12 protein-coding genes are annotated in these 12,672 nt (G+C 43.2%); 6 read left to right on the top strand and 6 right to left on the bottom strand.

Translation table 11 applies throughout. The annotated features are described in order from the left end of the window. Nucleotides 1-345 precede the first annotated feature (345 nt). From QUA38_RS09750 to QUA38_RS09740, 3 genes are all read left to right on the top strand, one after another. Nucleotides 346-1,560, top strand: coding sequence for a glutathione S-transferase family protein (locus QUA38_RS09750; RefSeq protein WP_333161255.1), 1,215 nt, complete (start codon nt 346-348; stop codon nt 1,558-1,560). 35 nt (nt 1,561-1,595) lie between these two features. Then, on the top strand, nt 1,596-1,775 hold the full coding sequence (locus QUA38_RS09745; RefSeq protein WP_333161253.1) for a hypothetical protein: 180 nt from the start codon (nt 1,596-1,598) through the stop codon (nt 1,773-1,775). 364 nt (nt 1,776-2,139) lie between these two features. Then, complete coding sequence (locus QUA38_RS09740) at nt 2,140-3,456, top strand: deoxyguanosinetriphosphate triphosphohydrolase (RefSeq protein WP_333161252.1); 1,317 nt, start codon at nt 2,140-2,142, stop codon at nt 3,454-3,456. A 95-nt stretch (nt 3,457-3,551) separates the two neighbouring features. On the opposite strand, the gene QUA38_RS09735 is transcribed toward QUA38_RS09740, so the two are convergent. The 5 genes from QUA38_RS09735 to QUA38_RS09715 form a co-directional block, all read right to left on the bottom strand. After that, nucleotides 3,552-5,198 (bottom strand): RNA-directed DNA polymerase, encoded by a 1,647-nt coding sequence (locus tag QUA38_RS09735; protein WP_333161250.1) that lies wholly within the window; start codon nt 5,196-5,198, stop codon nt 3,552-3,554. A gap of 33 nt (nt 5,199-5,231) precedes the next feature. Beyond that, nucleotides 5,232-6,110 carry a hypothetical protein gene (locus QUA38_RS09730; protein WP_333161248.1) on the bottom strand — a complete coding sequence of 293 codons (879 nt, stop codon included), beginning with the start codon at nt 6,108-6,110 and terminating at the stop codon, nt 5,232-5,234. A 56-nt stretch (nt 6,111-6,166) separates the two neighbouring features. Beyond that, entirely contained in the window at nt 6,167-7,009 is an 843-nt protein-coding gene (locus QUA38_RS09725; RefSeq protein WP_333161246.1) for a hypothetical protein, read from the bottom strand. 435 nt (nt 7,010-7,444) lie between these two features. Next, nucleotides 7,445-8,095 carry an RNA ligase family protein gene (locus QUA38_RS09720; RefSeq protein WP_333161244.1) on the bottom strand — a complete coding sequence of 217 codons (651 nt, stop codon included), beginning with the start codon at nt 8,093-8,095 and terminating at the stop codon, nt 7,445-7,447. Between the two features lie 233 nt (nt 8,096-8,328). Further along, nucleotides 8,329-9,573, bottom strand: coding sequence for an HhoA/HhoB/HtrA family serine endopeptidase (locus QUA38_RS09715; protein ID WP_333161242.1), 1,245 nt, complete (start codon nt 9,571-9,573; stop codon nt 8,329-8,331). Between the two features lie 177 nt (nt 9,574-9,750). Here QUA38_RS09715 and QUA38_RS09710 point away from each other — a divergent pair, with 177 nt between their 5' ends. Next, nucleotides 9,751-10,104, top strand: a complete 354-nt coding sequence (locus QUA38_RS09710) for a metal-sensing transcriptional repressor (protein WP_006632109.1) — start codon at nt 9,751-9,753, stop codon at nt 10,102-10,104. Nucleotides 10,105-10,401: 297 nt separating this feature from the next. Here the strand turns inward: QUA38_RS09710 and QUA38_RS09705 are convergent, their stop codons facing one another. Next, nucleotides 10,402-10,839, bottom strand: a complete 438-nt coding sequence (locus tag QUA38_RS09705) for a helix-turn-helix domain-containing protein (protein ID WP_333056815.1) — start codon at nt 10,837-10,839, stop codon at nt 10,402-10,404. Nucleotides 10,840-11,274: 435 nt separating this feature from the next. Between QUA38_RS09705 and QUA38_RS09700 the strand changes: the two genes are divergently transcribed. Both QUA38_RS09700 and QUA38_RS09695 read left to right on the top strand, forming a co-directional pair. Continuing rightward, on the top strand, nt 11,275-11,397 hold the full coding sequence (locus QUA38_RS09700) for a hypothetical protein (protein WP_333161239.1): 123 nt from the start codon (nt 11,275-11,277) through the stop codon (nt 11,395-11,397). A gap of 529 nt (nt 11,398-11,926) precedes the next feature. After that, nucleotides 11,927-12,571, top strand: a complete 645-nt coding sequence (locus QUA38_RS09695; RefSeq protein WP_190734746.1) for a pentapeptide repeat-containing protein — start codon at nt 11,927-11,929, stop codon at nt 12,569-12,571. Nucleotides 12,572-12,672 lie beyond the last annotated feature (101 nt).

Below are 12,672 nucleotides of genomic sequence, written 5' to 3'. Positions count from 1 at the left end.
GAGAGAATACGCTTTCATTAGGTTTGACTACAACAATGATATTTTATTGTACCTCATTACAGCGGAATCCGCTGTATTTAACAATAGTCCGGACAGTTTTCAATCACTAACGGCAGAATGAGAGTTTCAGCCTCGGTCTCAAAAACTGTCCGGAGTATTGTTACATAATCCTTCTCGCTATTGGTTGTGACTTTGTATGAGGGGTAATACCCTTCATACAAAGTCAACATTCTCTTTCAACCGCCGAATCATCAAGGGGGTGGCTAACTTGTGGACGATCGCGACCAAGAAAAGCTATACATTTAGTCTATATTTTGGGGAACCATCATCAGCACTAATTCACCTATGACATCCACCGCCACGATCGCCACCCCCCTAAGCTGGACAGAATTAGAAGCCCTCACAGACTTTGAAGTTGATCGCACAAACGGCCCCACCAACGCCCAAGCCCGCTTGCGCCTCTTCGGTAAAACCGAATCCGAGGTGCGAGTCACCCTGTACCGCGACAACCACGCCTGGTGTCCCTACTGCCAAAAAATCTGGCTGTGGCTGGAAGAAAAACAAATCCCCTACCGCATTGAGAAAGTTACTATGTTCTGCTACGGGGAAAAAGAAAGCTGGTACAAGCGCAAAGTGCCATCGGGAATGCTACCGGCGATCGAACTAGACGGCCGCATCATCACCGAAAGCGATGATATCTTAATCGCCCTCGAACGAGTCTATGGCCCGTTGGGTTTGGGCATGGAAAACCCCGCAGTAATACCCCTGCGGCGGTTAGAGCGACTGCTATTTAGAGCCTGGTGCTCTTGGCTGTGCTACCCAGCAAGTTCAGCCAGAGTAGAACAGCACAACCGCAACCAATTTATCAGCGTCGTCACCCAGGTAGAAGCAGCCCTGGCTAGCACTCCGGGGCCTTATTTCCTCGATGAATTTGGCACTGCGGATGTCATCTTTACGCCCTACGTCGAACGCATGAATGCCAGTCTTTACTACTACAAAGGCTACTCGATGCGGGAAGAAAACCCGCGCTTTGCTGACTGGTTTGCGGCGATGGAAAGCCGCCCTACCTATCGCGGCACTCAGAGCGATTTTCACACCCACGTCCACGATTTACCGCCTCAGATGGGCGGGTGTTATGAAAACGGCGAACCTCAGATGCTACTCAATAAAGCCCGGGTGGATAATGGGCCTTGGGCTGGACTGCCGGATGTGATGTATCCAGAACCGGAAACCTCCCGCGCTGAAGCACTCCATCGCGTCATTAAGCACCAGCGCAACATCGTTCGAGTCAATCCTGCTGATGACAAGTTATTTGATGAGGCTTTGCGTTGTGCTTTAACTTTGATGATGACTGGCGAAGTTTGTACGCCACCTGCTGGTTCTGATGTGGCTTTGCGGTATTTGCGCGATCAGGTGAATGTGCCCCGCGATATGTCGATCTACGCGGCCAAGCGATTGAGGGAAGCGTTGGAGGAAACGGCGGCTTTGGTGGGTGATGGCCAAGGTTCTCCGATTCTGCTGAAGCATCGGCGAGATCAAGATCCGGCTAATTTTGTGTAGGATTCTGGGCATATCGGAAGCAGACGGAATCGGCGTTGCTGCAGCTCTACTTCATCAGCTTGCTATCTGCTGGATTAATCAAACTAAAGGTTGATGTGATTGTTAATCCGGTTCTGTTTGAAGAGGAGGATACTGGGCTGGTGGAGTTGGCGATCGCTCTTGAAGATGAGAATAAATACCCATTCGTGCGCCCCAGTAGGGATCCGGCAGATTAGATGGACAGACCGGGCAGGGTTATTACAGAATGCGAAAATATGGACTTTGATAAGCGAATTCAGGCTGACTCTACTTATATAAATAGGATCTAGGCGTAAGGGATGTAGAGCAGAAGGGCTGGGTGTTTGGCTGGATGTGGCGGCGGGAGCCGCCGTTTATTGAACTGTCTTAACTTTTACCGTTACCCTCGCAAGATAATTCAACAGTGACGATATCATGGCACTAAGGAATGAAAAATCAATAACTTGCACAATTAAACCCCAGAAGCCTTGATCCAAGGAAAACTATTGCTCTATTAGTCACCTTATTTATTTTTCATTCCTAAGCTTGTAAAAAATTTTCCTCGTTCTATAAATAAAATCAATGATGCAGTGGAATAAACTTCTGACAAGGCAAAGACTAGGCAAGCCTCGGCCAGAAAAACCTGAAGATGCTCGCACCTCTTTTCAAAGAGATTACGACCGATTAGTATTCTCGTCTCCCTTCCGCCGCCTCAAAGACAAAACCCAGGTTTTCTCTTTAGCTAAGAATGATTACATCCGTACTCGCCTCATTCATAGCTTAGAAGTCTCTTGTGTTGGTCGTTCCCTGGGCACGATAGTAGGATATGAAATTAAAGAAAGGCATAGACTCGACGAATTTACCGCTTCCGATTTTGGAGATATCGTTGCTGCAGCCTGCCTTGCCCATGATATCGGCAACCCACCTTTTGGTCATGCCGGAGAAGATGCTATCCGCAGCGGTTTTAAGTCCTGGCACGAAACAGTAAAAGAACAATTAATAGACCATGAAAAAGTAGATCTTGAATTCTTTGAAGGAAACGCCCAAGGGTTTCGCATCCTTACCCGATTAGAAATGCAAGCTAGAACTGGGGGAATGCAGCTAACCTGTCCCACTTTAGCAACTTTTACCAAGTACCCCAGAGAATTGCTAATTTCAGAAGAAATTCTTAACAATTATAAAGGAAAAAGTGCAAAAAAATATGGCTTTTTTCAGGCTGAGAAGAATTTATTTGCCACTGTTGCAGATACGGTTGGATTAATTCGCCGTAGTCCAGAGGTAGCGTGGTGGTCACGTCATCCCCTTGCCTTTCTAGTTGAAGCTGCGGATGATATCAGTTATCACATTGTCGATTTAGAAGATGGCTATCGTATGGGATACATCTCTTTTAAGAAAGCCAAAAAATTACTTAATGAGATTGCTAAAAGCCCAAACCTAGAAAAAAACGCACATACTAAAGAAGAGCAAATTAAGTTTTTGCGTGCTGTTGCTATTAACAACCTCGTGCAGGAAGTTGCTACAATATTTCTTGATCACGAACAAGAATTACTGGCAGGAACGTTTGACAGTGACCTCATCTCACTGACCTCTTACGCAGAAACTCTTAATTGTATCCAGAGTAAAACTAGAAAGAAAGTTTTTAATCATCCTGAAGTTGTTGGCATTCAAGTGGCTGGATATGAAGTCATCGGACACTTATTCGCCGAATTTGTCAACGCCAATCTCTATAGTACCGAGAAGGGTAAGCTCCTCAAGCTAATACTACCAAAAGAATATTGCCTTGGTGACAATGAAAGCTCCTATGGCAAAATCCTGAAGATTACAGATTATATATCTGGTATGACTGATTCCTACGCCACCACTTTGTTTCAGGAACTCAAAGGGATATCATTGAGATGATTCATCCAGGGTGATGAAAGCTGCTACAAGTAAAAACTCGCCCTGATGAATTAATAAAATTCCTGTGTTTCATATTGCTCATAATTAGTCGGCTGTTATGCTGTACAATTAGAGTCCATACCTATCTCCGTTTCCGTCTTTGACAAAGAGAGAATAGGCTGTAAGTCTTGTAGATAATCTAGAACAGTAAGAATAGGAGAGCCTAGAGGTTTAGGTATGTGCTTATGTGCATATTTTTCTAAGTCTTTGCTTGAATAACCCAAAACTCTTAAAGCATATAAGGCTATAAAACTCAATTCAAATGCTGGCTGATATAAGAGATGAAATAAATTTTTTCTTAATTCTTCTTTTCTGGTATCATCTAGCTGATGAATCACGCGAAGCTCAGGAGTTTTGGGGTCTGGTTTCAAATGAATTAGGTTATGAATAAGGCGATATTTAGTATAAGACAATGCTTCATCACTGTTCAAAACATTAAAAAAAACCTCAAGTGCTACAGTTTTTGTATCAGACGATACATCCTTATAGATACAATCTACTATTAACCAAGAAGCGTGTTTACTGTTGCCTTGCCAGTGAGTTAAGATGATTTCTAATTTTTTTAAATGTTCAGATATTCTTTTTTTTGTCTTGAGGTTCTGAAAAAATTTACAAAAGTTTTTTGCATCTTTGTCTGCTTTTATTTCTTCGTCAGGATTGAAGTCTTTATCAAACTCATCAGATTCTATATCTATGCTTTGCTGAACTTCAGTTGTCTTAACTACCACATCAATATATCCACCAGCTTCATTTTCCTGAGAAACATCGTATAATGAAGGTGAAAGATCGTACACCTTAGTGCGTAATCTTTCAATCTGCTCTTTATTTTCAGCAATTTCTGTTTTACTAGAATTGAGATTCAATCCTTTAGTGAGCAGGTGATCTTGAAGAATCAATAAGTGAAGTTGCGCTATTTCTCGATTCTCTGCAAAGATTCTCATATCGTCATTATATCTGCCAAACTCAATGCCTGCACATTGCATCGCATCATCAACATTTTTTAGATACAAGTTTGCTAGAAATCCCTCTAAGTTATTGCCAATTGTTAACCCCTGATAAAGCATTTTTGGAGCTTGTACTGTTTTTGTTTTGTGGCAATAAGATATAACATCTATACAAAGTAATTTATTGAAAAGACGACAAAATTCAGTTTCAAGCTTAATAGAAAGTTGTTCTGCTAAAGTTTTGATTAAGTATTGATGAGAAATAGAATCATAAAAGGCTGAAATATCTGTTCGTATTAAAATTTTATATTTAGTCGCACATTTTTTTTGCCATCTCCGAAAATTGACTAAAGATACTTTATAGTAATCATCTAGTAGATATTTTTTAGCCCGTTCACCCTCAGCTCTTCGATTGGCAAAACATTGGACTGATAGGCTTTTATCTAAATGTTTTGCTAAAACAATAACAAAAGCATATCGGAGAACTAAATCTTTAAAGGGAATATAAATCATCCTGCGATAGCAGAGAGCCGTTTTGGGCAAGTAATAAGCATAAGCAGGTCTAGGAGTAAATTGGTCAGCTTTTTTCAGTTCTTGAAGTAGTTCTTCTATAATTTTATCCTGAAAATTTTGAACATATTCAATCTCAAAATGATCGAAATATGAATCATGGTGAAGACGGTCACTGAGAGCGTACTGAAAAGCCAGCGTTATAGTTTTTTTACTGCTAACTTGGTTCAGTAATTTGATGTGATCCATGAACTATTGTACCGCTCCAAATATAATAATATGTTACAGTTTCCCTTGGATAATAGGCAAAATCGTACCGTTATATAGATATGGAGCAAAGCTCTCATTGAACTGAGATGCTATGCCACGATTTATTACTCTTTTTGCCCAATCTCTCAATTCCTCACTAACATTGGAATTTTCAGATATATCCTGAAGCAATTTAACTCCGCTTTCCAGAATTTTTAAAAGTTCGTTTGTGTAAGGTGAACTTTTAGTTCGTTTGTACACACGTAAGTTTTCGCCACTTTTAGATATTATTTCTTTTACCTTGACTTCCAAGTGATGTCCTTGAATAATGTAAGGTTCAACACGAACTAACTTAACGTATTCTAAGGAGAATTTACCAGATTCTACAGTACAACTGATTTCTGGAGCAGAGGCATTGGTAAAGTCTTTTTCTAACTCCTTCCTGGTTTTAACATAGGAGCGTTTGCTCTTATCTGGCTCGTCTACAGGGTGCTTAAATAAACGGTCTACCTCTGAGATCGATTTAAGAGCTTCCCTTTCCCTGTCAAAATCGTTTCTTCCTGCCGAGCGCAGACAGATAGCTACATCTGTTGCTTCGTAAAATACCTCTGGTTTGATTTGGAACAGAATTGGACCATAAATATTTGGTACAGCATCATAGCCTCCAGCAAAAGTAAAGCCAAAGTCGGAGAGATTGGCGAAAACTTTGTCCCAGTCATCATTGGCGCGATCATTCTGGTCAGTTTTAAATGGCGTATAAGGCTGGCTATTGCTTTCTAAGTGCGATCGTGAGGGGATGCCCCCCACGTTGAGGTAAGATTTAAAGTCCAACAATTGGCAGGCATGATAGAGGTATGCATCCCTCTCCTTCAAAAGCTCGACTAATTTCTGGATCTCCTCACCTTGGAACATAATACTTTCCTCCCAAAAATCTACAAATTTTATTCAAAAAGCTTTAATTGAACGTACTATAAGCTATTTTTAGGCTTCTGCAAAGGTTTAGCCTCTGTCTTCGGTGTTTCTTCGGAAAAAATAGGTTGTTCATTTTCCGATGCAAAGTAAGTAGGGTCGAACAGGCTCAATTGCACTGGTGTCGGACGTTCTATATATTCCCGTAAATGCTCTGCCTCAGCTTTGAGTAGTTCAGAAACAACTGCTTGTGCTTTATCCCATATAAAACTAGCTTTATCCCAATCTAACCCAACTTGGTGGAGTCGCCAATGAACTTCTTTTGACCACCAAAATGAATCGGTAACATCGTTAGTGAGCGCACTCTCAAAGTAAAAGCTGACCCAAAAAAGTTGGTTACTTGGAACTCCAATCCTTTTTGCTGCGTTATGAAGAGCCTGTTTCCCCTGCGGTGTATGTTTATCTAGCGCCACCCAAAGGGGAAATTCCTTGGATTGTTGTTTGGCAGTAGCGACGGTAGGTACGTCTTCTGTAAGAGCGAGATAAGCAGCAGCTTGCATAAAGGCTCTGTCCCAGGGCCACCCCCCTCGACGGTGAGCTTTTTGCGCCACTTCAACCAGGCTACGCTGGCGTTCCTGGGAACAGTTTGTAGTTACCCAGTCCCAGAAATCGTTGGGCCTTTTGATGGCTTCGGACACTATCTTGATGTCACGATCTTCGGGAGAACCAGAGAGTACCGAATCATCCCCTGTCGAAAGAGTGTATGCTAGTGTACCAAGGCCAGTTGCATCTTTCACTTTCACCGATTGTGCAGCACGAATTAAGGAATTGACTGTGTTTGTAAACTCAGTGCTTAAATTCAAATTTGCCCCAAGAGGCCAGCATTCTTCAAAGGTAATCACTGCTGTCCGTCTTGCCAACCAATTACCGTCCCCAATCTCGCGTAGATGAGAGGCTACTTTTCTGGTGAGAGAAAGATCGCCACGACGCACTGCTTTCTGGATGAGAGAGCGACACGCCGAATGGGTCTTGGTTAAGGGTTGTCTCACAATAGTTTCTAGGTTGGACTTCCTAAGAATAGTAGACAGTAGAAAATTATGCTTCCAAGTGAAAAGATTCCAGAATCGTAGATACGGACTGCTGCGTAATATAAACCGATCGCGCCGTCCCACTCTCCAAATCAAAAATTGATACTTTCGCTCTGCAAGTTCAGCACTGCCATCTCAGCACAAGATAGGTTGTTTGTCAACTCTTCTGGTAAAGGGGGAGCAAAAGAGGGTTTCAACGATCGCACTACTCGATCGATTCATGAAAAAAGTTAGCCTTCAGATTTGATATTACTCCCAGTAATTTTCCCAATCATCCTTAAAAGCTTGCTGCAATCTCTGCATATACGCATCAGTCTTAATCTTCACCATCCACAGATTATTAGCATTGCCGCCTCCCTTGCACACAACACCTTCATCCACACCGTATTTCCCCTTGCGAACATCATCCATAAACTTGCCCGTCAGTTTTCCACGATAAATCACTCGCGCAATATTTAATGTACCAAAATCCTGAATAAACCGATCGGTAACAACCATACCGCCATCGGTTTCCACATCAAAAAGCACCAATTGTTTGCGATCGTCCTTTTGGTGCATTCCCGCAAACGAATTAGCACCAAAAAACTCTGTAAACACAGTAATTTCATCGCAGTGATACTGTTCTTTCTCTCGAAATATAGACTCTAACGGACTAGCAAAGTCTGTTTTAAATATTTCCGGTGCTGCTTCTAAACCTGGATGTGCAGCGTTAAATTCTGCAATTCCAATCTCATCCAAATCAAATCTACTGCGGCGCGTACCAAAAGCATACCAACCAAGTTCAACTTCCCAAACCCAATGCAAATTAGTACCATCGTACTTCTCAAAAGCTACACATTGTTCGTTAGGGCAATTTTTACTATCTGGAATTTTGGGATAGGCAAGTTGAACTCGTGTCATATCAATCACCAATAATAAAACTGGTTTGTAGTGAGGATTTTAGTCGCTATTAAGCTGTCTATTTAAATTGCACGGTAAAATAATTTTTCACTCTTGTGAGGTGGGCAGGAAAACCCGCCCTCAACATACAATTTAAATGCACAACAGCTTACCTAAAAATATTAAGATTTGACTAAAATCCTCACTACAAACTTTATGTGGTGTTTAACAGTTTCCCCCCTTCCTCTTCACTTCTAAAAATCTTGCAATTGAGCAGTTTGAACGGCTACTTCTTTAATCAGGGAACCGCGGCGCACTTTCAGTTTCAGAATTTGACCGATTTTGCTGTTGTCCACCAAACTTTGCAACTGTTCGGCCTCAGTCACTGCCTCACCGTCTATTTGAACGATGACATCTCCCTTGCGAAGCCCTGCTTTCTCAGCAGGGGTGTTGGGCACAACTCTCATCACTAACACTCCCTTAACTTCTGGGACAATCAAAGGAGCGTTGGGGTCAGAATTATTCTCTCTGGCCATTTCAGGAGTCAAAGCAATCATCTGAATCCCCAAAAACGGATGGCTGACTTGTTCTCCCTTGGCTAACTGCGCGTAAATGGCCTTGGCTTTGTCGATCGGAATCGCAAAGCCTATACCCATTGCATCAGCTCGAATCGCCGTGTTGATGCCAATCACTTCTCCTCTGCTGTTTAACAGCGGGCCGCCGGAATTGCCGGGATTGATGGCGGCGTCGGTTTGAATGAAATCGAGCCGCTTGTCGGGAATGCCGACGGCTGCACTAGAGCGTTTGAGGGTGCTGATAATGCCTAATGTGACGGTATTGTCAAATCCCAGGGGGTTCCCCACGGCGATCGCCCAATCTCCCACTTTCACCGCGTCGGAATCTCCCAAGGTGGCAGTCGGCAAGTCTAATTGCTTAGTATTAATTTTGACAACAGCCAAATCTGTTACTTCGTCAGTACCTTGCACTTCTCCTGGAAATGTCCTGCCGTCGTTTAAGGTGACAGTCACTCGATCGGCTTTGTCAACTACGTGAGCGTTGGTTAAAACAATCCCGCTTTTGTCAATGATGAAGCCGGAACCTTGACCGCGTAAGTGTTCTTGTCTGGGGGTCATGCTGCGTAAATCTTCTCCCAAAAATCTACGGAAGAAGGGGTCTTCCATTAAGGGGTCAAGGTTGCGACTGACAGTGCGCTCGGTATCAATGCGGACAACTGCCGGCCCAACTCGATCGACAGCCGCCGTCACAAAACTGCCGGTATCCCCTGGGAGTTCAGGACTCCGCAGCGCTAACAGTTGCGGAGTCGGGGGAGTGGCGGGGGAACTCTGGAACTCTAAGTTGGGCGGATTGGTGCCATCAACGGCGACAGCGGGTGCAGCATTGATTGCTAACGCACTCAGGGCGATCGTCATTCCTAAAATTAGGGCGAACCAACGAGCACCGATTTGAGGTGCGGGGCGAAAAAACTTAAATAGTCGCATAGCGTCAATCTTTGTTAGTCTGGGTTAGTCTGGTAAACGTGTGCGATCGTGTGGACTCAATAATCTGTCACTATGAAGATCCTAAATATATTTTGACAGTTACAATACATGAGTCACGAGGCCGCACCAACTCAACATATTCTGAATTCTAACTTTTAATTTTCCTTCGTAACCCCAATGATTCTATCTGATACTTCTACCGACAAATCCTTGCCCTCAAATTCCCACCACCATCACGACGATAAATCAGTCCACCCTCACCATCACGATGAAGAATCGATGCGGCGGCTGGTAAATCGCTTGTCTCGGATTGAGGGACACGTCCGCGGCATTAAAACAATGGTCCAAGAAAACCGTCCTTGTCCCGAAGTTCTCGTGCAAGTTGCTGCGGTTCGAGGAGCGCTCGATCGCGTGGCGAGAATCATTCTTGATGAACATTTAACAGAGTGCATTGCCAGAGCCGCTAAAGAAGGCAATATCGATACGGAAATCGAAGAGTTGAAAGCGGCTTTGGATCGGTTTTTGCCTTAGCCGTTGCCAATTTTTACCTCCATATAACAAAACCTGCAAATTAAACAAAACTTGCAAGTTTTGATTTCTGGCGCTTTTTTTAAGCATCTTTCACAGACGCGGGAAAAGCGTCAACTCTTCTCCCCCTCGTCCCATTCCCACAACATATAATTTATATGCTCTGCACTTTATGAGAGCGAGTTTTGTTAAAAAAAAATGAGTCTGGTTGGTCGTGACTACGCAAGTCCTCCAAATCTTCAAAGGCTGACTGCAAACCATTAGATGAGCAGTGATTAATCCTACGTGGTATGAACTTGTCTAGACTTTTGTCAGCTTGGCTTTGAGGTGGTATCTGACTGTTGCATAAACCGCTTTATAAGAAGCTTCAATACTGTATTCCTGCTGCAACCATTCTTGAATTTCTCCATAGCTTTTAAAGCCTTTCTGGGGATCGCTGAGGCGCATTGCCAAACTAGCGCGGGCCAGAGGAGGAATAGCCGGCTTGCGGCCACCGCTGTGCTTTGTTTCGAGGAGTCCTTCTAGTCCGTCAGAACGGTACTTTCTCAGCCACCGCTGCACAGTAATTCGATTGACCCCGATCGTCATTGCCAATTCTTTAACTGTCTTAACATGACAAATTTTGAACAGGTAAAGTGCTTGAATTTTTTGAAAGCCGCTTGCCGTTTTTTGTTCAGTTAACAGGTTTTTTAGCTCTTCACTTGTCTCTGTGATGCTAAGTTTACATACTCCAGCCATATCAATTACCTCACGATTCGCGTTCTACAATACCTTTTTTTGACAATGGAGCAAAAGCTGCTCCGATCCTAAATGCTGACCTTTTGTTTGCCCTGAAGCAATACCAAAGCGATCGTTCCCATTAAACTTTTTCCTTCCTGGCGGCACTCGGACGCTCAGAAACCAGATTATTTTAACCTGGAGCAAGGTTGCAACGATTTTTTTTGGTAATAAACCCGGTTTCTGGGTCAGTTTTGTATTTGATGGACAAGCGTCATTGCTAATACTGATAGCCGTTAACCGCTCGACTGTAACATAAGCGGTAATAGGTGACTCTTAAGGAATACCATTTATTCTCTTATTGTTAAACATCTATCATGGTTTTCCTGGTATTTATTGGTATTTTTTGCAAACGTATGAGCGATTTTTAGTCATTAGGTGCTAGCAAACAAGCGAATGTCTGTACACCAGCGCTCGCATTGTTATACAGACATTCCCCTAGTCCCAGAAGTGCATTTTTGGCATTCGCTGTGCGAAAAATCCTTAGATATCAGCACTCTCATCAGTCAGAGCGGGTAGCGCCGAGTGACGTTGCCACCGACTTTCTTGCCACGGGCAAGTATCTGTGAAACTACTGGCTTTATCGCCAATTGAGTAAAACACGACGAGAGTGGCATTGTCAATTTTTCAGCATTACAGTATAAGTATCGGCTATTTTTTCCCGCCTGCTGTGATCGAAAGGGGGTTTTCTATGTGATCCTACTAACAGTGCTTCGTGATCTTGGTCACACTATTACTCAGTAAACTCAACTACACACAAAAAGTTATGGGTTTGATCGGAGTTTCCACGTAGAATCTTGGGGATTTAGTTACGAAGTACGCTCAAACTTGCTGTTAATATTTTTAAATATTAATTTTTACCCAAATAGAAAAAATAATGCAGCTTTGTCCTTCACCCTCACCAAACCATCTAATTTGTACTCAAACCTTGCATGTTGAGGGAAGTTTCAGGCTGGGCGTGAATATTTCAGAATCTAAAATTGCAGAACATCCGGTGCAACCAGCTTGCTGACAGTATTCTTCATTTAAAAGGTGTAGAGAAGCCACAATGAACGTTGACGAACTGCTCAAGCTATACGCAATAGGAGAAAGAAATTTTAGCGGGGTCTACCTGCACGAGGTCTACCTCTACGAAGCAGAATTGATTGGAGCCAATCTGTATGAAGCCGACCTGATTGGAGCCAATCTCAGCAAAGCGAAACTCAACAGAGTCAACTTTGGCAAAGCCAATTTGTGCAAAATTAATTTGAGAAGAGCAGACTTAGGTGGAGCCGACCTCACAGAAGCACTTTTAGTTGAAGCTAACCTGAATCGAGCTGAGTTGATGGGAGCGAACCTCAGCAAAGCAGACTTGAGCGGAGCTTCCCTGATCCAAGCAACTTTAATTGGAGCCAACATATCTCGGGCCACACTTAGCCGTGCAGACTTGCACGGAGTAAATCTTTACGGGGTAAACTTGCGTAGGGCGGTGCTCACAGAATGCGATTTAATTGGCGCAAACTTGAGCAAAGTAGACCTTAGCGGAGCCGACTTAATGGGGGCGAGTTTAATTAGGGCAGACTTGACTGAAGCGATTTTAAGTGCGTCAGACTTAAGCGGAGCAAACCTGTTGGGAGCAAACCTTACAAAAGTTAACCTGAGCGGAGTATATCTTAAGGGTACAACGATGCCCGACGGCACGATTCACGACTAATTTATTTGTTAATTTTTATGGTTGCCGAGAACAGCGGCTAAAGGGTAATGAAGTTTTCATTACCCTAATTTATTGGCAGCGAACTGTTTATTTGACACTCA

Source organism: Microcoleus sp. Pol12B4 (genome assembly GCF_036701385.1).
In the GTDB taxonomy this organism is placed as follows: domain Bacteria; phylum Cyanobacteriota; class Cyanobacteriia; order Cyanobacteriales; family Microcoleaceae; genus Microcoleus.
This window is presented reverse-complemented; position numbering and strand designations above follow the sequence as displayed.